The sequence below is a fragment of the Corticibacter populi genome, from assembly GCF_004217315.1.
Classification (GTDB): domain Bacteria; phylum Pseudomonadota; class Gammaproteobacteria; order Burkholderiales; family Burkholderiaceae_C; genus Lampropedia; species Lampropedia populi.
Genome location: NZ_SGWR01000004.1, coordinates 20,874 through 40,406 on the forward strand (window position 1 = coordinate 20,874; position 19,533 = coordinate 40,406).

The 19,533-nt window shown below is 66.8% G+C and carries 18 protein-coding genes; 5 read left to right on the plus strand and 13 right to left on the minus strand.

The window, feature by feature from the left end; translation table 11 throughout:
* Positions 1-5 precede the first annotated feature (5 nt).
* On the plus strand, positions 6-596 hold the full coding sequence (locus EV687_RS14245; RefSeq protein WP_242612659.1) for a flavin reductase family protein: 591 nt from the start codon (positions 6-8) through the stop codon (positions 594-596).
* Positions 597-616: 20 nt separating this feature from the next.
* On the opposite strand, the gene EV687_RS14250 is transcribed toward EV687_RS14245, so the two are convergent.
* The 6 genes from EV687_RS14250 to yfiR form a co-directional block, all read right to left on the minus strand.
* Entirely contained in the window at positions 617-1,741 is a 1,125-nt protein-coding gene (locus tag EV687_RS14250; protein WP_122229776.1) for a hypothetical protein, read from the minus strand.
* Positions 1,741-2,325 carry a GDYXXLXY domain-containing protein gene (locus EV687_RS14255; protein ID WP_122229774.1) on the minus strand — a complete coding sequence of 195 codons (585 nt, stop codon included), beginning with the start codon at positions 2,323-2,325 and terminating at the stop codon, positions 1,741-1,743. The genes EV687_RS14250 and EV687_RS14255 overlap by 1 nt, the downstream gene beginning before the upstream one ends.
* Positions 2,322-3,401 carry a DUF4401 domain-containing protein gene (locus EV687_RS14260; RefSeq protein ID WP_122229772.1) on the minus strand — a complete coding sequence of 360 codons (1,080 nt, stop codon included), beginning with the start codon at positions 3,399-3,401 and terminating at the stop codon, positions 2,322-2,324. Before EV687_RS14260 ends, EV687_RS14255 begins: the two co-directional genes overlap by 4 nt.
* The gene (locus EV687_RS14265) at positions 3,398-4,414 is read right to left on the minus strand and encodes a DUF2157 domain-containing protein (RefSeq protein WP_122229770.1); all 1,017 of its coding nucleotides are present in this window, start codon (positions 4,412-4,414) and stop codon (positions 3,398-3,400) included. Before EV687_RS14265 ends, EV687_RS14260 begins: the two co-directional genes overlap by 4 nt.
* A 114-nt stretch (positions 4,415-4,528) precedes the next feature.
* Positions 4,529-5,029, minus strand: a complete 501-nt coding sequence (gene yfiB, locus EV687_RS14270; protein WP_130466529.1) for an outer membrane lipoprotein YfiB — start codon at positions 5,027-5,029, stop codon at positions 4,529-4,531.
* Positions 5,030-5,139: 110 nt separating this feature from the next.
* The gene (yfiR, locus tag EV687_RS14275) at positions 5,140-5,721 is read right to left on the minus strand and encodes a regulatory sequestration protein YfiR (protein ID WP_162846621.1); all 582 of its coding nucleotides are present in this window, start codon (positions 5,719-5,721) and stop codon (positions 5,140-5,142) included.
* Positions 5,722-6,018: 297 nt separating this feature from the next.
* Here yfiR and EV687_RS14280 point away from each other — a divergent pair, with 297 nt between their 5' ends.
* The 4 genes from EV687_RS14280 to EV687_RS14295 all read left to right on the plus strand — a co-directional run bounded on the left by EV687_RS14280 (position 6,019) and on the right by EV687_RS14295 (position 10,873).
* Positions 6,019-7,461: an alkaline phosphatase gene (locus tag EV687_RS14280; RefSeq protein WP_122229764.1), complete on the plus strand. Its 1,443-nt coding sequence runs from the start codon at positions 6,019-6,021 to the stop codon at positions 7,459-7,461.
* 32 nt (positions 7,462-7,493) lie between these two features.
* Positions 7,494-9,005, plus strand: a complete 1,512-nt coding sequence (locus EV687_RS14285) for an alkaline phosphatase (RefSeq protein ID WP_122229762.1) — start codon at positions 7,494-7,496, stop codon at positions 9,003-9,005.
* A 128-nt stretch (positions 9,006-9,133) separates the two neighbouring features.
* A complete protein-coding gene (locus EV687_RS14290) occupies positions 9,134-10,006 on the plus strand; it encodes a hypothetical protein (RefSeq protein ID WP_122229760.1) in 873 nt (290 codons plus the stop codon).
* A 183-nt stretch (positions 10,007-10,189) separates the two neighbouring features.
* A complete protein-coding gene (locus tag EV687_RS14295) occupies positions 10,190-10,873 on the plus strand; it encodes a glutathione S-transferase family protein (protein WP_122229758.1) in 684 nt (227 codons plus the stop codon).
* 16 nt (positions 10,874-10,889) lie between these two features.
* Here the strand turns inward: EV687_RS14295 and EV687_RS14300 are convergent, their stop codons facing one another.
* From EV687_RS14300 to EV687_RS14330, 7 genes are all read right to left on the minus strand, one after another.
* The gene (locus EV687_RS14300; RefSeq protein WP_122229756.1) at positions 10,890-11,450 is read right to left on the minus strand and encodes a DUF3299 domain-containing protein; all 561 of its coding nucleotides are present in this window, start codon (positions 11,448-11,450) and stop codon (positions 10,890-10,892) included.
* Between the two features lie 29 nt (positions 11,451-11,479).
* Positions 11,480-12,745 carry an ABC transporter permease gene (locus tag EV687_RS14305; protein ID WP_122229754.1) on the minus strand — a complete coding sequence of 422 codons (1,266 nt, stop codon included), beginning with the start codon at positions 12,743-12,745 and terminating at the stop codon, positions 11,480-11,482.
* Entirely contained in the window at positions 12,742-13,524 is a 783-nt protein-coding gene (locus EV687_RS14310) for an ABC transporter ATP-binding protein (RefSeq protein WP_122229752.1), read from the minus strand. The genes EV687_RS14305 and EV687_RS14310 overlap by 4 nt, the downstream gene beginning before the upstream one ends.
* Before the next feature lie 16 nt (positions 13,525-13,540).
* Positions 13,541-14,212, minus strand: a complete 672-nt coding sequence (locus EV687_RS14315) for a ZrgA family zinc uptake protein (protein WP_278044266.1) — start codon at positions 14,210-14,212, stop codon at positions 13,541-13,543.
* 210 nt (positions 14,213-14,422) lie between these two features.
* On the minus strand, positions 14,423-15,913 hold the full coding sequence (locus EV687_RS14320) for an efflux transporter outer membrane subunit (protein WP_242612660.1): 1,491 nt from the start codon (positions 15,911-15,913) through the stop codon (positions 14,423-14,425).
* A gap of 25 nt (positions 15,914-15,938) precedes the next feature.
* On the minus strand, positions 15,939-17,927 hold the full coding sequence (locus tag EV687_RS14325) for a MacB family efflux pump subunit (protein WP_242612661.1): 1,989 nt from the start codon (positions 17,925-17,927) through the stop codon (positions 15,939-15,941).
* A gap of 2 nt (positions 17,928-17,929) precedes the next feature.
* Positions 17,930-19,141 carry an efflux RND transporter periplasmic adaptor subunit gene (locus EV687_RS14330; RefSeq protein ID WP_122229748.1) on the minus strand — a complete coding sequence of 404 codons (1,212 nt, stop codon included), beginning with the start codon at positions 19,139-19,141 and terminating at the stop codon, positions 17,930-17,932.
* Positions 19,142-19,533 lie beyond the last annotated feature (392 nt).

Consider the following 19,533-nt stretch of genomic DNA (forward strand, 5'->3'; position numbering starts at 1 on the left):
CCGATGTGAGCAAGACCGCAGGCCGTGGTCGCGCGGCCGAGGCGCAGCCCCACGAAAGCGGCCCGTTGGGCCCTGGCGACAGCGCCGCGCGGCTGCAGGCCGACTTCACGACGCGCCACCTGCGCGACGCGTTGGGCATGTATGCCACCGGCGTGGCCATCGTTACCACGCTGGATGGCCAGCAAAGCCCGGTGGGCCTGACCATCAGTTCCTTCGCGTCCGTCTCGCTCGAGCCGCCGCTGGTACTCTGGAGCCTGGAGCAGCAATCGGCCAGCATGCCGGCCTTTGCGGCGCAGCAGCACTTTGCCATCAACGTGCTGGCGGCCCACCAGCTGCCGCTGGCGCAGCGCTTTGCCTCGCGCGGAGTGGACCGCTTCAAGGACCTGCCGATCGTGGCCAGCCCGAGCGGCATGCCGCTGTTGCCAGAGGCGCTGGCCTGGTTCGAGTGCCGGCGCCAGGCCGTGCATGTGGCGGGCGACCACCGCATCTTCATCGGCGAGGTGCTGCGCACCGGCTACCAATCCTTGCCGCCGCAAGAGGCGACGCCGCTGCTCTACCACCGTGGCCGCCTGTACCAGCAGCCGCTGAAGCTTTGAACAGAATCTGAGCGGCGGGACTATCGCACCGGCGCGCGCACCCGGCGCATGCGCCGGCGCGGCCACAGCGCCAGCAAGCCCGCCGCCATCAGCGCCAGCAGCAGCGCACCGGGCAGGCGTGCGAGCCAGCCTGCCAGCAGGCGCCAGATGTCGCCCTTCCAGCCGATCTTGGCGGCGCGCGCACTGTACTTGGCAAAACGCAGCGCACCGGTCTGCCCCAGCACCCGCAGGCCGCGCTGGCCGTAGGTGGCGGCCAACTCCACCGCATCGCGGCCCAGGCGCTCGCTCAACTGCACGTTGCCCACCAGCGCGGTGCCGCCAATGCGCTGCAGCGTGCCGCTGTGCCTGCCGTGGATCTTGGCGAAGCGGGCGGCGGAGCGCAGGTCGGTGGCATCGCGCGTGGCCGCCAGGAGGCGCAGCCCGCTGGGGGTGGCCTGCAGCGTGGCGACATCGGCAAAAATCGCCTGCAGCGGCGCCAGCCCGTCGGTATTGCGCTGACGGCGCAGTTGGCGGGCGCTTTGCACCAGGGTCTCGGACAACCAGGCGGGCAGCCGGCCCAGGTGCCGCAGCGTCTTGAGCGTGGTGATGGTGCTCTTGGCGGAGGTGCTGGCGGCCAGGGCCGGCGCCCCGGCGCCAGCGGTGGCGGCGCTGCCCCAGGCACTGCCCAGCTGTGCGGCGCTGGCGGCGAGGCCCAGGGACGAGAGGGCGATCAGCACCGGGTCGGTTTCCTCGTCGCGCGCATAGCGCCAGGCCTGGATGCCCAGGTCGCGCAAGTCGCCGATCACCAGAAAATCGCTGGCAATGCCGGCAATCTGGCCGATGTTCTCGTCGCTGCGGCCATGCAGCACGCCTTCTGCGATCTTGCCGGCCTGGTAGGAGAGGCTGCTGCGCCGGGTCTCGATGGCCTCGTGCAGCTGCTGCGCCTCGGGACGTGTGCGCACGTAATCGTACTGGAGGAAGAAGTCGAGCAACTCGGCCGCTTCGGCATAGCGTTGCCTGGCTACCAGCGCCTCGACCTCGGGCAATGGGTCGGTGCGCGTGAGCGCGAGCACCGCCAGTTGGCCGCGCTGCCACCACACCAGCGCGGCGGCCACTGCCAGCAGCACGAGCAGCAGGCGCAGCAGCCAGAAACCGAGTTTGAACATCAGAACCTGTTCTGGCCCAGCGGTCGCAGTTCGGCATCGCGCAAGGTCACCAGCAGGGCCGTGCCATCGGGGGCGACACGCAATTCGCCCCAGTGGGCCGTTTCGTAAACCTGGGCTGCGCCTTCCTGGAAGAAAAAGGCATGTGGGCCCAGCGCGGGCGCATGGGCCCGGCCGCGCAGGCGCAGGGCGATCAGCCCGCCCGGCGCGGCCGGCGTATCGCCGAGGGCTGCGACACGGGCACGCCGTTGTGCATCCACTCGCAGGTAGGCATAGGTGGCAGGGGAGACCGGCAGCGTCCCCTCGTCACGGCTGCTCCGTTGCTGGTACTGGCTGCGCAGCACCTGCTCCTCGGCGTAGTCGAGCGTCATGTAGTCGCCCTGCATGATCGAGCGCGGATCGACGGGGGCGAGCTCCAGCAGGATGGGCTGGCCGTGCCGCAGGGTGTGTTCATGGCGCAGCACCGTCCAGGCCGCCAGCGCCAGCGCCAGTGCGACGGCGGCAGCCAACGCGTAGCGTGGCCATGCCGGCACAGGGAGACGCCGCTGTGCGGGGGACGGAAAGGAAGGCGTGGCAGAGAGCGTCATTGCAGGTCTCCAGGGGAATGGGCCAACCGGTGCGGGGCCTTGCCAAGCCACCAGGCGGCAGCGAGCATGCCGGTGCCCAGCACCATCAGGCTCAGGGATTTGCCCATCAGGCTCAGCGTCATCTCGTGATAGTAGGCGCCGATCAGCAACAGGCTGGTCAGCAGCAGCACGCCCAGCCAGACGCGCTGCCCGGCCCGGAACAGCACCAGCGTCAGCGCGAGCGCCAGCAGGACATTGGGCATCACCCAGGCCAGCGCCGCCAGGGCCGCGGCCGGCAGCTGCCAGAGGCGCCAGCCGCTGCCGGCGTCGTGGCACAGCCAGGCCAGCGTGGCCAGCCACAGGGCGGCGCAGCTCCAGGGCCGCCAGCGGTACAGCCAGGGCAGGGCGTCGGGTGTCCAATGGTCGAGCCAGATGTTCATGTCCGGCATCGACACTTGCAGCAGCAGGGCACCCGCCGTCAGCAGGCTGACACTGTGCAGCCAGGCCTGCAGCCACCGGGCCTGCGGCCGGCCGGTCCAGCCGGGCCGGCTCAACCAGCCCAGCAGGGCCAGTGCCGTGATGAGCGGCGGCGTCCAGGCCATCGGCCAGCCCATGTTGAGCAGCCAGGCCCAGGCGCATGCCTGGGCCGACAGCAGGCACAGGCAGCGGTGCCAGATGGGCGAGGCAGGCAGGCTGACCAGCAGCGAGATCAGCGCGTAGGCCAGCAGCACGTGCTCGCTGCGCCAGTCGAACGCGAGCGCCAGAGCCACCAGGGTCTGGCCGGCCAGCGACAGCGCAAAGCCGAACTGCTGCGGGAACACCCGGGCTGCGCCATTGCCACGCATCAGCGCCAGGCCGGCGCCGGCGAGCAGCACGCCGGCGTAGCCGGCCCTGGGCTCTTGTACCAGCAGGGCCAGGCCGGCCATGCCGAGCAGGGCGGCCAGCCAGGCGGCCAGGGCCATCAGCAGGCTGAGCCACCAGGGCATCGGCTGTGCCTGGGATGCGTTGGTTGCCAGCGTGGGCGTGATGCCCAGTTGCTGCAGCCGGCTGGCGAGGTTCTGGCTGCGGTCGGCCAGCGGAGCGAGGATACCCATCATGCGTGCGCCTCCTGCTGCCCTTGCCCGCTTTCGCCATCTTCACCATCCTGGCCGCGTTGCTGGCGCCAGAGCTGCAGAACATGTCTGGCGCACATGCTGGAGCCGGCCAGCAGTAACACCGTGAGCAGCAGCAGTCCGCTGGCGTCGAGGCGGTTGAGCAGCATATTGAACAGCCAGCCCATAATGGCATAGAGGGTGGCCGCGTAGACCAGTGCCACGGCCATGGCGTCCAGCTGCCGGCGGGCATAGTGCCACCAGGCCAGTGCCGCGACGCCGCAGAACAGCAGCATTGCGCCATGGCCATGGGTGATGGTGTCGCTCGCCAGGGGCAGCAGCAGGCCGGCGAGCAGGCAGCGTGCCAGCCAGCGCTGCGGTTGGACCATGAGCCAGGTGGGCCGCGTCTCGAAAGCCAGCAGCAGCAGGCCATTGGTGAGCCCCATCCAGATGCCATGGCCCATCATGGCTTGCAGCGGCATGGCCCAGCCGGACACGCTGCCGTCCATTGCCAGCCAGCGCCAGAGCGTCAGGTTCAGCAGCAGTGCCCAGAGCAGCCAGACCGCGCCCGAACGCGCCAGCAGTGCCACCGGCAGCATCAGCGCGGCCCAGACCCCGAACAGTTGCCAGATGTCGGCACCGGTCTGGTATTTCTGGCCAATCAATGCCAGCAGGGCGCCCATGCACAGTGCCACCGCCAGGCAGCCGGCACGCCAGGCCCGACCACCGGGCGTGGTGGCCAGCGTCAGGCCCAATGCGAGCAGCAGTGCGCCAGCGGCCATCGCGAGCTGCGCGAAGCGGCCCAGCGCGTCCCAGTTGTAGGCAAAGAAAAAAATCAGCCCGCTGGCCAGGGCCAAGCAGCCGGCCCACAGCAGCAGTTGCGCAAGGAATTCACGCCAGGTAGCGGGTCCGGGCCGCAGCGGCGCCTGCTGGACCAGCAGGGCCAGCTGCCGCTCGTCCAGACGACCATGGTCGTGCCAGCGCCACAGCGTGTCGAGATCGCGAAAGCTCCACTCCATGATGACTCCCTTGTCCGGAAGTCCCGATTGTGCGGGAGTGCGCCGTGTCCATGCAAACCATGATCCGGGCGGTCGCGTTTCTCGCTACTGTCCGGATCGTTTCCGGATGCCTGTTCAGAGGCTGGCGGCTGTGCCGACGATGATGGTCACGCGCCGGTTTTCGCTGCGCCCGGCTTCGGTGCCATTGTCGGCAATGGGTTGCGTGTCACCCAGACCGCGCACCACGATGCTTTCGGTCGGGATGCCATTGGCGATCATGGCCTTGGCGACCATGGCTGCGCGGCGCTCGGACAGCTCCAGGTTGTAGGCGGCCCGACCCTGGTTGTCGGTGTGGCCGTCGAGCCGCAGGTGGGAGATCTGGATGTCGATCAACAGTGTCGACACCTTGGCGATGACCGCGTTGGCGTCATCGCTGAGTTCGGAAGAGTCGGTGGCGAACAGGATCTTGCCCGACAGGTCGTACTTCATGCCGTTGTCGATGTGCGTGAAGCCATAGTCCTCGAGGGCCTTGACCTGCGCCTGGCTCAGGCCGTGAGGGGCTGGTGGGGTGCTTTGGCAGGCACTGAGCAGGCAGACGGCGAAGGAGAGAAGCCAAAGGGGCAGGGATTTGAACATGGGAAGCTTCGCGATGCGGATGGAAGGAATGGAGCGCAGACGCGCTTGGCGCTGGCGGAGGCACAACGTATGCAGGCGTCCATGGATGGACGGCCAATTGTAAAAGATTGCTAATGCCCCTGCGCTGGCAGCGGATCGGTGTGGGGCACGGCCAGCACCCGGGGATCGATGCGCAGGCCGCTGCGGGCGACCGAATCGAGGTTGATCTCGAAGAATATGGCGTCATCGCGGATATGCAGGCAGAACAGCGTGCCGTCGACGCAGGTGCCGCCCTGCTCGCGGATGGTGAGGATGGGCCGGCCCACCAGGCTTGCGACCAGCCGGGTTCGTTGGGGCGTGGCCAGTGTGCCGATATAGACCGCATGGCACTGCGTCAGCAGCTGCGGGCTGTCGAACGGCAACGTCTGGCTGGCCATGGGCGGAGCACCGGGCAGGGGGACGTCCATCAGCGCCTGTTCATAGCGGCTGGCACCGGTAAGGCACAGCTGCAGGTGCTCGGGCTGGCGCGGCCAGCGCGCATGTCCCAGGATGCCGCCGACGACGTGGCGAATCCGTGCCGACAGGCTGGTGGCGCCTGCGCTGGTGGGGGTGTCGATGGTGGAGGATGCTGCGGCCAGGACGGGCTCAGGACATGCCAGGGCCATGGCGATATGCAGCACGACGATGCCGTGAAGTGCGACGGCCTTGAGCAACTCGATTCCTGCAGAAATGTGATGGAGGTGGGGTCTCCGGGCAGGAGATGGTCGTCGAACAGCCAAAGCGGCTTTCCGCGACAGAATTTTGATGGATTCCTGATTATAAGGATCTGCCTGGCACGCCCTCCTCCAGAACATGCCATGACACGGGCGCTGTCATCGAAATGTCATGAGAATATATGAGAATGTAGTATCAATTTTATTTTCACGGTCCTGTCATGGACCGTCCCTAGACTGCGCCGCATCCGGACGGAGGCCGTTTGCTGTCCCGTGCCGCAATCCAAGGGAGTATTGATGAACAGAAAGCTGCTGTATCCCACAGTCATGGGATTGACCATCGCGCTGGCCGCCTGCGGCAGTGACGACAACGACGATACCACCACGCCTCCGGTGGCATCCCCGCAGAAGAACGTCGTGTTTTTCCTCGGCGACGGCATGGGCATCACCACGCTGACGGCTTCGCGCATCTATGCCGTGGGCGAGGATGGTGAGTTGACCATCGACACGCTGCCCGAGACGGCCTTCGTGCACACCTATTCGCGGGATGGCCAGGTGACCGACAGCGCGCCCTCCATGGCGGCCTACATGACCGGCGTGAAGATGAACAACGAGGTCATCTCCATGTCGGCCGAGACGAGCGCGGTCGATGCCAACGGCAAGGCCTACGTTGATAGCGAGAACACCACCTGTCCGGCCAGCGGCAACGGCCAGGCCGTCGAGACCCTGCTTGAGCAAATGAAGGCGGCCGGCTACGGCACCGGCGTGGTCACCACCACCCGCGTGACGCACGCTACGCCAGCGACGACCTATGCGCACGTGTGTCATCGTGAGGCCCACAATACGATTGCCGCGGCGCTGGTGCCCGGCGGCGAAGGCTACAACGCAAAGCTGGGCGATGGCATCGACGTGGTGCTCGGCGGTGGCATCCGCAACTTCGTGCCCACCGAGGATGGCGGTCGCCGTACCGACAAGCGCAAGCTGCTCGACGAACTCGCGAAGGCCAACTACACGGTGGCCACCGACCGCGCCGGTTTCGACAGCCTGCCCACCACCGGTGGCAAGATCTTCGGCGTGTTCACGCAGAGCGAAATGAGCTATGACCTCGACCGCGACGCGGCCAAGGAGCCCAGCATCGCCGAGATGACCGGCAAGGCCATCGATGCGCTGGCCGCACAGAAGAAGGGTTTCTTCCTGATGGTCGAGGGCGGACGCATCGACCATGCGCTGCACGCCACCAATGCCCGCCGCGCGCTGCAGGACACGGTGGCCTTCGACAATGCCATCAAGCTTGCGCTGGAAAAGCTCGAAGCCATCGACCCCGGTCTGCAGAACACCCTGGTGGTGGTGACGGCCGACCATGATCACACCCTGCAGATGAACGGCTATGCCGCGCGCACCGGCAAGACCGAGGCCGGCAAGCCGGGCGTGCTGGGCCTGGTCAAGTCCTACACCAACCCCGAACAGGACTCCGTCGACGTGGGCGGAGCCAACTACACCATCCTCGGCTTCGGCAACGGCCCCAACCGGCCCGCCGAACGCGCCACCATCACGGCCGAGCAGCTCGAAAGCCCCGACTACAACCAGGAAGCCGTGGTGCCGATGGCCCAGGGTGGCGAAACCCACGGCGGTGGCGACGTGTTCCTGGGCGCCAAGGGGCTGGGCGCCGAGAACTTCCGCGGCACGCTGACCAACACCGACGTGTTCGGCCTGATCAAGACCGCGATCGACCTGCAATGAGCGCAACCACCGCAAGACAAGGACTACCCATCATGACAATCGACTTTCGCAAATCCTCGCTCGCGCTGGCACTGGCAGCGGTGCTGCTGGGCGCGGCTGGTGGCAGCTTCGCGCAGGATGCCGGCACGGCCAAGAACGTGATCTTCTTCCTCGGCGACGGCATGGGGCCGGTGACGGTGACGGCCGCGCGCATCTACAAGGGCGAGAAGGCACTGGCCAACGGGGCTGACCTCGAATCGCCCGAACGGGCCAAGCTGGCCCTCCAGGAGCTGGGCTACGCGGGCCGCGTCAAGACCTATTCCAACGATGGCCAGACCACCGACAGTGCGCCCTCGATGGCCGCCTACATGACCGGCGTGAAGATGAACAACGAGGTCATTTCGATGACCGCCGAGACTCAGGCCTACGCGCCGGACGGCAACCAGTACATCAATGGCGAAAACACCACCTGCCCGGCCGGCAACGGCCAGGCCGCCGAGACGCTGCTGGAGCTCTCCATCGACAAGGGCCGCTCCACCGGTGTGGTCTCCACCACGCGCCTGGGCCACGCCACGCCGGCGGCGACCTATGCGCACGTCTGCAACCGCAATGCCTACAACACCATTGCCGAGCAGTCCGTGCCCGGCTATCCGGAATTCAACAGCCGCCTCAAGGGCGGCCTTGACGTGATGCTCGGCGGCGGCTGGCGCAACTACCTGCCCAAGAGCGTGTATGCCAGCAGCCGGCGCACCGACGAACGCAACCTGGTCGAAGACCTCCAGAAGCTGGGCTACACCTACGTGGACTCGGGTACGGCCCTGAACAGCCTGGATGTCGCCAACACCAGCAAGCTGCTGGGCATTTTCGCCTCCAGCGAAATGGCCTATGAGCTCGATCGCACCAAGCCGGAACTCAAGCTGGATCAACCCAGCCTGGCCGAGATGACGGAGAAAGCCCTGGAAGTGGTCAGTCGCAACGAAAAGGGTTTCTTCCTGATGGTCGAAGGCGGCCGCATCGACCACGCCCTGCACGGCACCAACGCCAAGCGCGCGCTGGAAGACACGCTGGCGCTGGACGCCGCAGTGGAAAAGGCGCTCGAGATCATGGAGCAGAAGGACCCAGGCCTGGCCAACACGCTGATCGTCGTCACCGCCGACCATGACCATGCCATCGCCTTCAACGGTTACACCAAGATCGGCAACCCGATTCTGGGCCTGGCGCGTGGCTATTCCGACGGCAAGATTCTGTCTGCGGCGGATGGCAAGCCCTACACCACGCTGGTGTTCGGCAATGGTGGCCGTGCCAGTGCAGGCGCGGTGGGAGAAGATGGCCAAGCCTACATTTCACCGGCCCGCAGCGCCGAGCGCGAGAACCTGACGAATGTCGATACCACCGCCGACAACTTCCTGCAGGAAGTGGGTATCAACCTGGGCGGCGCTGGCAGCGAAACCCACGGTGGTGGCGATGTGATGCTCTTCGCTGGTGGCGCTGGCGCCCAGCATTTCAAGGGTTCCTACGACAACACCAAGGTGTTCAACAAGGTGCGTGCGGCCGCCGGTCTGTGATCCTGCCTGTCAAGCCCAGCGACATTGCCGGGCAATCGAGGCCAAAGAGGCGCTTCCCTTGACCGGAAGCCGCCTCTTTCCGGCTTTGTCACCAGGCCTTTTTCCTGCTTATCTTCTGCTTCCCGACCATGTCTGCTTTCACTCTGAATGCTCTCCGTCCGGCCTCCGGCTGGCGCGGCACCTTGCTTGCCGCCTTGCTGGCGCTGAGCGTCGGTGCCGTTGCGGCACAGCAGCAGTCTGCTGGCCCGACCCGCACCAGTTTCGCCACGCCGGCGGCCCTGCTCGGTGTGGCGGTGACCGCCGATCATGCCGGCGATGCCGCGACACGGGCCGCGGCCCCCTTGCTGCCCGCACCGGATCAGGACGCGCCCGAACTGCACCTGATGTTGACCTACCACACCATCAATGTCGGCAGCGACGGCGTGCAGCGTGAGGTGCGCTACACCAAGCGCATGCATCGCAAGGACAACAAGGTCTGGCTGGAGAAGGACTTGCCACAGGCGCTGCGCGACAGCATGGCCCATGGCCACGCCAGTGCCAGCGCTGCGGCTGGACCGCACGCCGGCCATGCGCACACGCTGGCGCAGGAAGCGCCGTTGCTGGTCGAACGCCAGGCCGACGAGGTGCCGCCACGCGTGCAGGTCATCATGCGAGACATGCAGCGCATCATCGATGTCGAACGCGGCCACCAGGGCAATGTGGGCTACAACGGTTCGTGGGCCGCCACCTATTGGGTCATCCCGCCATCGTCGCTGCAGCATCTGCAACCGGTGGGCTCTCCCAAGGATGGCATCCAGCTCTATCGCCGCTTCGCCGATGAAAGCATGACCGAAGTGGCCTGGGACATCGAGAAACAGTATCCAAGGCGCGTGCTGCGCCGTGGTCCGCACGACACCACTTATTACCGACTGAGCGCCGAGGAAGTGCCGGCTCCCGAGGTGTTGCCGTGGGAGCAACTGGTTGGCTACGGTTTCGGCGACTACTCCGACCTGCTCGATTGAGTCCGGCCGGCATGGCCGGGATGAGCAGGTGCGCCTGTTGCGTCAGCAGACGTAACCCGTGACAAGGACGCGGTGTCGTCAACTGCGCGACGCGGCGCGCGGCGAGGGATGCCTACACTGCGGCACGGGCAGGCATGCGGCCCGGGACCATAGCGACAGGCATCATCCTCAGGAGACGACACCATGCTCACCCTTTGCGGCTTCTCTGCCAGCAATTACTACAACAAGGTCAAGCTTGCGCTGCTCGAGAAAGGCCTGCCCTTCGATGAGCGGCTGGCCTGGATCGGCGCGACCGACCCGGCCGCCAGCCCGCTGGGCAAAGTGCCCTATCTGTTGACCGAGGATGGTCCGATCAGCGAATCCACCGTCATTCTCGAATACATCGAGCAGCGCTACCCCGACAATCCGCTTGTGCCGGCGGATCCCTATGCCGCCGCCAAGGTGCGCGAACTGGTGCGCTACATCGAGCTGCACCTGGAGCTGGTGGCGCGCAATCTGTTTCCCGAGGCCTTCTTCGGTGGCCGGATCAGCCCCAGCCTCAAGGACAAGCTGCTGCCGCAACTGGAGAAGAATGTGGCGGCGTTTGCCACGCTGCCGCGTTTTGATCCGTACATTGCCGGTGCGCATTTCACGCTCGCCGATTGCGCTGCCGTGGTGCATCTGCCGCTGGTCAGTGCCGCCACGAAGATCATCTACGGCCGCGACCTGCTGGCGACATTGCCGCTGCGAAGCTACCTGGCCCGCATGGCCGAGCGGCCGCATGTGCAGAAAGTCAATGCCGACCGCAAGACGAATACCGAGCAGCTGATGGCGCGTGCCAAGGCCGCAGCCTCCGTCACGGCAACTGCCGCGACCGACGGCCGCTGAGCCGTGGCGCACAGGTTCAGAGGCCTTCGTAGCGCGTCAGGCTGGCGTGGCGCAGGTTGTAGCCGCTCACGCCCATCTCCGAGTCGTTGCGCATGACTTCGAGCGTGCCCTCGGCCCAGACGGCATCAAGCGACTCGAAGCCCTTGATGGGCTTGTCGAGCTTGATGTGGATGATCTGGTTGGCCGGCGGTGGCGGCGTGTGGATGCAGGCGCCGAAGTTGGGCACCAGCAGCAACTCGGTCAGGCCCTCGCGGCCTTCCTCTAGCGCCACCACGTAGCCGGGCAGCCGCACCGACTTGCCGCCCATGTCCGCCACGGTGGGCGCCTCGTCCCAGACCTTGCGCATGCGGTCGTAGAGCTGCTGGGCGCGCGGGTCGCTGTCGTCCCATGATGCGACGCCCTGCTCGATCAGGTCATTGAATTGCCCGCTGGGGTCCCAGTCCTGTGGGACCAGATCGTCCCAACTGATGAGTGCGGGGTTGCCGCCGGCGGCCAGCGCCGGCAGTGCACAGGCGCCAACCAGTGCGGCGGCGGCCACGCGCAGACAGGCGCGGCGGGTGATTTGAGCAAAGAACATGATGATCGGAAGGCGCAAGAGGTGTCGGTTCAGACGGGTGGCGAGAGCCCATCGACCAGCGACAGCCGGTAGGCCCGCCAGCCCGGAATCAGGCTGGCCAGAAAGCCGGTCGACAGCAGTCCCGCCAGTATCCACCATTGCAGTGGTGTCACATCCGTTATGGAGAGCACCAGGCCGAATTGGTTCAACAACCAGGGCGCGGCCAGCAAGCCGGTGGCCACTAGGGCCAGCGCACCTAGCAGCACGCCGATGGTGGTCGAGAGCAGGCCTTCGAGCGCCAGCAGCCAGATGATGTGGCCGGGCCGGGCGCCGACGGCGCGCAGCACGGCCAGCTCGCGGCGGCGTTCGTTGAGGCCGGCCAGCACCACCGCCACCATGCCCAGCAGGCTGACGAAGGCCACCAGGCCGGACATCAGCAGCAGCGACTTCTCGCCCGTGCCGATGACTTTCCACAGCTCGTCCATGGCCACGCCTGGCAGTACGGCCATGAGCGGCTCGGCCCGGTAATTGTTGATCTGGCGCTGCACCGAGAAAACCTGGGCGCGCGATTGTAGGCCCACCAGCGCGGCGGTGATGTTCTTCGGTTGCAGATTCATCGCGCGCACGGCCTCGGCGTCGACGTTCTGGCCAGGCAGGCGCACGCCACTGGTCCAGTCCACGTGCAGCGCCTCCATGGCTTCGAGGCTGATGTGCACGGTGCGGTCCACTGGCGTGCCGGTGGGCGCGAGGATGCCGGCGACGACGAAAGGCTTGTCGTCGTGCTCGACGTTGTTGATCGGGCCGCCGGCCCCGTGCGTGAGGGTGATGCGGTCGCCGAGCCGGTAGCCGAGCTGGCGCGCCACGTCGGCACCGAGCACGGCGTCGAAGAGATCTTCGAAAGGCTTGCCCTGGGCGATGCGCAAGGCCTGGCGGTCGCCGTACTGGAAATGCTCGAAATAGGCCGACGAGGTGCCGAGCACCGGATAGCCGCGGTGCGAGTCGCCCAGCGACATCGGGATGACCCAGCGAACGCCGCGCATCCGGCTGATGTCTTCGACGCTTTGCCAGCGGACATTGTTGGTGGCCGCGCCGATGCGGAACACCGAGTACAGCAGCAGTTGCACCGGGCCGGTGCGGGCGCCGACGATCAGGTCGGTGCCGGAGACGGCAGAGGTGAAGCTCTCGCGCACGTCGGTGCGAATGCGCTCGACGCCCAGCAGCATGAAGGTCGAGAGTGCGATCGAGAAAATGGTCAGGGCCAGCGTGAAGCGCCGGTTCCAGGCGCTTTGCCAGGCCAGGCGGAGCAGGGCGGTCATGCGGGTTCATCCTCGGCGGCATCAATGTGCTCGATGGCCGCGTGGTTGATGGCCGGCAGACTCACCTGCCGCGAAAAGCGGTCAGCCAGGCGCTGGTCGTGGCTGACGAACACCAGCGTGCTGCCGGCTTCCCGGCAGGCCGCCAGCAGCAGGTCCATGAAGGCGTCGCGACGGTTCTCGTCCAGGGCCGAGGTCGGCTCGTCGGCAATGATCACCGGCGGGGCACCGATCAATGCCCGCGCTGCCGCCACGCGCTGCTGCTGGCCCACCGAGAGCGCGCGGGCCGGGCGCTGCCAGCTCGACCGGGGCAGGCCCATGGCGGCCAGCCAATGGCCCGAAGCGGCTGGCAGGCTGCCGTGCTGGGCGATGGCCGCCTGCGCGCGCGAAGTGGAGAAGCGGCAGGGTAGCAGTACGTTGTCCTGCACGCTCAGATAGGGCAGCAGGTTGAACTGCTGGAAGATGTAGCCGAGCATGTCGGCGCGGTAGCGGTCGCGCCGCGCACCGCGCAGCCGCGCCCAGTCCTGCCCGCCGAGCAGGACTTCACCTCGCTGGGGCAGGAACACGCCGGCCAGCAGCGACAGCAGCGTGCTCTTGCCGCTGCCGCTGGGGCCATAGAGGAACACCGTCTCGCCCGGCATCACCGCAAAGTCATCGATGACCAGGCAGGGCGCACTCTGCCCGGGCCAGCGGTATTCCAGTTGGCGCACCTGCAAGATCGCGGTTTGCGTGGGCACGTCCTGCTGCGGCCATGGCGGCGCGCTGCGATTCGATTCCGTCATCGACGGGCCTTTGGGCTCACTTCCATTCCAGTCGGGTCTGACCGGTCTTGAGCGTGCGGCTGAACTGGCCCTGCGGCAGGGCCAGCTGTGCGTTGATGGTGTGGATGGTCGGGAAGGCCTGGGTGAGCGTGACCTCGATCGACTGCAGGGCCGACAGCGTGTCGCAGTGGAAGTGGTAGCTCACCTCCACGTCGGCATGGCCATGCTCATGCCCTTCTTCCTTGGCATGCTCGTGATCATGGTCATGCGCGTGGCCTTCCTCGGCCTTGCCGTGCGCGTCGGCATGGGCGTGTTCATGGTCATGGTCGTCGTCTTCGCCGAGACCTTCGATCTCGGTCTTCTCCAGCTTGCAGCCGGCGGCCGCGTTCGGGGTGAAGAGCGGCTTGCCGCGCAGTGTGGTCAGCGCCGTGGCGATGGCCTGCTTGTCCTGCTCGGTGCTGGCTTCATGTTCGAAGCCCGTGATGTCGGCCTGTGGCGAGGTCAGTTGCACCAGCAGTTCGGCGCCATCGGCGGCAATATCCACTTGCACGACGCCATGCACATGGGCGGCTTGTGCGTGGCTGTCGCCGCTCTGGGCATCATGCTGGTGGCCGTGGCTGTCGGCATGGGCACTGCCGATCATGCCGAAGGCCATCAGCGCGGCGGGCGCGATCAGCGCGGAAAGACGGTGAGAAGGGGTCTGGGTCATGGTGGTGTCTAAAAGAAAAAGTCGGTCCATCTGAAATGATAATAGACGATCATTAATGCGGACGCAACGGACCGGCCATTGGCCGTGACACGGACTCGGGCTTTCATGGTTCTGTCTTGGAACCATGTCAGGTGCGGGCCGATCAGGCCGGTGGGCGGGGCAGGTGATGCCCTGCTCCGGCCAGCTCGAATGTGTCCGGACCGGCGCGGCTCAGCGGGCCAGCGTGGTGGCCAGCTCCGGGGCGGGCACCACCGTGTCGCCGCCCAGTGCCTTGTAGAGCGTCACCTGGTTGGTCAGGCGCGCGAGTCGGTTCGCCGACAGTGCCAGCTCCGCATTGCGGCGGCTTTCCTGGGCGTCCAGCCAGCTCTTGAGGGCGGTCGAGCCGGTGCGGTAGCGCACCTCGTAGCGCTGCTCGGCCTGGCGTGCGGCATCAAGCTGCTCCTCCAGCCAGCGTTGCTGCTGGGCCAGCTGCCGGCGGGTGCCCAGCGCGTCCTCGACCTCCTGCAAGGCGGTCAGCAGCGACTTCTGGAACGCAATGGCGGCTGCCTCGTAGCTGGCTCGGGCGCTGGCGGTGTTCAGCCGCATCTGGGTCTGTTGCAGGAATGGCAGCGACAGGCTGGCCGCGAGCGAGCCCACCGGGTTGGAGAGCAGGTTGCCCAGCGAGGTGCTGGAGCTGCTGGCGCCGGCGGTGAGGCTGATGCCGGGGTAGTAGCTGGCGCGGGTGGTGTCGGCGTCGGCCAGCGTGGCGCGCAGGCGCGCCTCGGCGGCCTGCAGGTCGGGGCGGCGCGCCAGCACCTCGGCCGGAACGCCTACGGGCAGCTCGGGCACGGCGGTGGTTGGCAAGGCTGGCGGCTCGGCCGGCAACAGCGCAGCCAGCGCCTCGTCGGAAGGGGGGACGTTCAGCAGCACCGCCAGCGCATTGCGCGTGGCGACACGGTTCTGGCGCAGGGTGACCAGCGCCGCTTCCTGGCTGGCGACGCTGCGACGCGATTCCTGCACTTCCAGGCCGGAGACCATGCCGGCCGCGTACTGGGCCTGGATGAGCTGCTGCGTGCGGCGCACATAGTCCAGGCTTTGCTCGCCGCTGGCGATCTGCTCGTTCTGGTAGGCCAGTTGCCAGTAAAGCGTGGCCACGCTGGCGATCAGGCTCATGGCGGTGGTCTGCAGATCCTGCTCGGTGGCGGCCAGGCGCCAGTCCGCGGAGTCTTTCTGCGCGGCGATCTTGCCCCACAGATCGAGTTCATAGCTCAGGCTGAGGTTGGCGGCATAGCTGTGGCTGGTGCTGCCGCCATCGAGGTCGCGCCTTGCGCTGGAGGATGCATTGGCGCCCAGGCTGGGAGTGAGGCTGTCGGCGGCCAGGCCGGCACTGTAGCGGGCCTGCTGGATGTTCCAGGCAGCCGCCACCAGGTCGCTGTTGTTCTGCAGCGCCAGGTCGATGAGACGGTTCAGTTCGGCATCGTCGAAATGCGTCCACCAGGCATCTTCCAGGGCCACATGCGCCAGCGCCGCGTTACTGACGGCCGCGCGGTCGTGCGCGGTGTTCGACCAGGCTGCGGGCGTGGCCACGCCGGGGGCGCTGAAATCGCTGCGCAGGCTGGTGCAACCGGCCACCAGCAGCACGGCACAGGCCAGCGCGCCGCGCAGCATTGGCTGCAGGCGTTGCACGCCGATGGCGGGAGGAAGCGGAAGGGAGGTCGGCATGCGGGAAGTCCACGTCAAGAAGGTTTCAGTCACGCGAGAGCGCATCGATCGGGTTCAGGCGCGCGGCGCTGCGCGCCGGCAGGTAGCCGAACACGACGCCGATGAGCGATGAGCACAGGAAGGCCAGCACCATCGAGTCGACCGAGTAGGCCAGCGTGAAGCTGGAGTTGAAGCGGCTGAAGACCTCGCCGAACAGCAGCGCGCTGAGGATGCCCAGAACACCGCCGAGCACGCACACCAGCACCGCCTCGATGAGGAATTGCTGCTGGATGTCGCCCTGGCGCGCACCCACGGCCATGCGCACGCCGATCTCGCCGGTGCGCTCGGTCACCGACACCAGCATGATGTTCATCACGCCGATGCCGCCCACCAGCAGCGAGATGACGGCGATGGAGGCGATCAGCAGCGTCATGGTCTGGGTGGTGCTCTCGACGGTCTGGCGGATGGTGTCGGAGTTCATCAGGAAGAAGTCGACGCGGCCGTGGCGGCGCGTCAGCAGCTCGGTGATACCCGATTCGGCTGCCTGGGTAGAGGCCGTATCGCTGATGCGCGCGGTGATGCCGCTGAGGTAGTTCTGCCCGGTGATGCGGCTCATCACCGTGGTGTAGGGCACGTAGACGTTGACGCTGTCGGCATTGGGACCGAAGGCGTTGGCCTGTGCCTGGAGCACGCCGACCACCTGCACCGGCACGCTGCCGAGGAACAGCACTTGGCCGATCGGACTGCTCCCATCGGCAAAGAAGGTCTTGCGAGCGTTCTCGTCGATCACCGCGACCTGGCGGCGATCGGTGGTGGCCTCGCGGTCGAACAGGCTGCCCGAGGCGAGCTTGAGGCCCTTGACCTGGAAGTACTGCTCACCCACGCCCTGGATCTGGCCGGTCGATTCGACGTTGCCATAGCGCACGGTCTTGGAACTGCTGACGCTGGGGGTGACGCTGTCCACATAGCTTTGCTGCGCCAGTGCGTCGGCATCCCCGGAGACCAGCGTGCGCACGCGTGCCGCGCCGCGGTCGCCAAAGCCGGTGCCGGGGCGGATGTCGATGGTGTTGGTGCCTATCGAGGCGATGTTCTCGAGAACGGCGCGCTGCGAGCCTGCGCCCAGCGCCACCACCGAGACCACCGAGGCGATGCCGATGATGATGCCCAGCATGGTGAGGAAGGTGCGCAGGCGGTGCGCGTTCATCGACAGCAGCGCCATGTGGAAGGCTTCGCGGAAGCGCCCGAAGCCGGCGGCAAAACCGGTGCGGGTGGCGCGCGCGGTCAATGCTGGCTGGCCGTCGGGCGGCGCGGTGGCATCGCTGTCGGGATTGGCGCGGTCGGCAATGATCTCGCCGTCATGGATCTCGATGATGCGCTGGGCATGCTCGGCGATCTTCATGTCGTGCGTCACCAGGATGATGGTGTGCCCCTCGGCATGCAGTTCGCCGAGGATCTTCATCACCTCGGCGCCGGAGGCCGAGTCCAGCGCGCCGGTGGGTTCATCGGCCAGGATCACCAGGCCACCGTTCATCAGCGCGCGGGCGATCGAGACACGCTGCTGCTGGCCGCCCGAGAGCTTGCCGGGAGTATGGCCGGTGCGCCCGCCCAGGCCCAGGCGCTCGAGCAGGTGGTGCGCCCGCGCGGCGCGTCCGGCGGCATTGGTGCCGGCATAGACGGCTGGCACCTCCACATTGCCCTGCGCCGTCAGGTCGCCCAGCAGGTGATAGCGCTGGAAGATGAAGCCGAAGTATTCGCGGCGCAGTTCGGCGAGCTCGTCGGGCGCGAGCTGGCCGGTCTCGCGGCCGGCCACCTGGTAGCTGCCGCTGGTGGGTTTGTCCAGACAGCCGAGGATGTTCATCAGCGTGGACTTGCCCGAGCCGGACTGCCCGACGATGGCCACCATCTCGCCGGCCTGGATGTCCAGGTCGATGTCCTTGAGCACCGCGATGGTGCCCTCGCCAGCGGGGAATTCGCGCCATACCTTGCGCAGCCGCAGCAAGGGGCCGGCGACACCCTGGGCTTGAATCTCGGCCACGGTCAGAACCTCATGCCGCCGGGGCCGCTGGGTTGGCGTGGCGCGCGCGCCGCCGACGTGCCGCCGGCATCGGCCACCACCACGCGATCACCCTCTTCGAGACCGCTGATGACCTGGGCGCTGATATTGTTGTTCAGCCCGATCTGGACGCGGCGCGGCTGCGCCTGCCCGTCGGTGTCGACCACCCGCACCATGTAATCGCCATCCGGCCCGCGGCGACCCAGGGCGGCGGCGGGAATGACCAGCACATCCTCGACCGAGTTCTGCACGATGTAGACCTGCGCGGTCATCGAGATGCGCAGCTCATGGTCGGGATTGGGCACGTCGAAGAGCCCGTTGTAGTAGATCGCGCTGGAGGTGCTGGAGGTCGAGGAGCTGGTGCTGCTGGTGCTGCTGCTGGAGATCGATTCGGGCGCCGGCTCGATCGAGCGCAGCGTGGCGTTGTAGCGCTTCTCGGGCTCGCCCAGGATGGTGAAGTACACCGCCTGGCCGGGCTTGACCTTGGTGACGTCCGCCTCGGAGATTTCCGCCTTGATGGTCATGGTGTCGAGTTGCGCCAGGATGATGATGGTCGGCGTCGATTGGTTGGCGTTGACGGTCTGACCTTCCTTGGTGACCACGGCCACCACCTGTCCGTCCATCGGGGCGACGATGCGGGTGTAGCCCAGGTTGACCTTGGCCGTATCCACCGCGATCTCCTGCTGTGACACCTGGGCCTGCTGCGCCTGCACACTCGCCTGCGCCACCTTGTAGGCCGCCTCGGCGGATTCGAAGTCGGCACGCGCGCCGGCATCGGCGGCCAGCAGCTGCTTTTGCCGCTCATAGCTCAGCTTTGCCTGCGCTAGGTTGGCCTGCTGCGATTGCAGCTGTGCGCGCGCCGTCGCCAGAGCGGCCTCGGCATTGCGCCGGGTGTTCTCCAGCGTGCGTGCATCGATCTCGGCAATCAGGTCGCCCGCCTTGACGTCCTGTCCAAGCTCCACGGCCAGTCGTGTCACTTGGCCTGATACCTGCGCGCCCACGCTGACCTGCTGGAACGCCTCGAGCTTGCCTGAGGCCAGCACGGTCTGCTCGATGTTGCCTCGCGTGACGGCGGCACTGGCGTATCGCGGCGCCTGGGGCGTCGTGAACCAGCGTTGCTTGGCGAAGTAGGCGGCCGCGGCCAGCACCAGCAGGGCCAGCACCCAGAAAACCGTCGTTTTGCTTTTCTTGGACATGGTGGATCGGGAAGAGGATGGAATCGTCGTTCGCGGATGGACAGAGGAGGAGCAAGGTGGCGGTGACTACTGGTTCAAAGCCTCTCCATGCCCGGTTTCGGCGCCTGCAGGTGATCTTTGGGCATGACCGCCGCCAAAGATCGTGGCTGCCGGGGAAAAGATCGTAACCTGCGCCTTACAAGCTCGAGGCCAGATTGTTGCGCGGCTGCCTGCAGCCTGGCGTGGCGCAGGGGTAAAAGCTTTGTAAAGCCAATGTTGCCGGAGGCCATGCATCACTGCCGGACATAAAAACATCCCCATGGGCATCTGCTTGGTGGAAAATCACTCTGTGGGCTGCGGCGGGCGACCGGCCATGGGATCCCGCCGCAGCCATCCTTGCATGGCTGGCCGGC

Excerpts from the sequence above, each read along its gene's own strand:
- EV687_RS14295 (WP_122229758.1), top strand. The coding sequence starts at position 10,190 with ATGCTCACCCTTTGCGGCTTCTCTGCCAGCAATTACTACAACAAGGTC.
- EV687_RS14280 (WP_122229764.1), top strand. The coding sequence starts at position 6,019 with ATGAACAGAAAGCTGCTGTATCCCACAGTCATGGGATTGACCATCGCG.
- yfiB (WP_130466529.1), bottom strand. The coding sequence starts at position 5,029 with ATGTTCAAATCCCTGCCCCTTTGGCTTCTCTCCTTCGCCGTCTGCCTG.
- EV687_RS14300 (WP_122229756.1), bottom strand. The coding sequence starts at position 11,450 with ATGTTCTTTGCTCAAATCACCCGCCGCGCCTGTCTGCGCGTGGCCGCC.
- EV687_RS14285 (WP_122229762.1), top strand. The coding sequence starts at position 7,494 with ATGACAATCGACTTTCGCAAATCCTCGCTCGCGCTGGCACTGGCAGCG.
- EV687_RS14265 (WP_122229770.1), bottom strand. The coding sequence starts at position 4,414 with ATGGAGTGGAGCTTTCGCGATCTCGACACGCTGTGGCGCTGGCACGAC.
- EV687_RS14320 (WP_242612660.1), bottom strand. The coding sequence starts at position 15,913 with ATGCCGACCTCCCTTCCGCTTCCTCCCGCCATCGGCGTGCAACGCCTG.
- EV687_RS14305 (WP_122229754.1), bottom strand. The coding sequence starts at position 12,745 with ATGACCGCCCTGCTCCGCCTGGCCTGGCAAAGCGCCTGGAACCGGCGC.
- EV687_RS14315 (WP_278044266.1), bottom strand. The coding sequence starts at position 14,212 with ATGACCCAGACCCCTTCTCACCGTCTTTCCGCGCTGATCGCGCCCGCC.
- EV687_RS14250 (WP_122229776.1), bottom strand. The coding sequence starts at position 1,741 with ATGTTCAAACTCGGTTTCTGGCTGCTGCGCCTGCTGCTCGTGCTGCTG.
- EV687_RS14255 (WP_122229774.1), bottom strand. The coding sequence starts at position 2,325 with ATGACGCTCTCTGCCACGCCTTCCTTTCCGTCCCCCGCACAGCGGCGT.
- EV687_RS14290 (WP_122229760.1), top strand. The coding sequence starts at position 9,134 with ATGTCTGCTTTCACTCTGAATGCTCTCCGTCCGGCCTCCGGCTGGCGC.
- EV687_RS14310 (WP_122229752.1), bottom strand. The coding sequence starts at position 13,524 with ATGACGGAATCGAATCGCAGCGCGCCGCCATGGCCGCAGCAGGACGTG.
- EV687_RS14330 (WP_122229748.1), bottom strand. The coding sequence starts at position 19,141 with ATGTCCAAGAAAAGCAAAACGACGGTTTTCTGGGTGCTGGCCCTGCTG.
- EV687_RS14260 (WP_122229772.1), bottom strand. The coding sequence starts at position 3,401 with ATGATGGGTATCCTCGCTCCGCTGGCCGACCGCAGCCAGAACCTCGCC.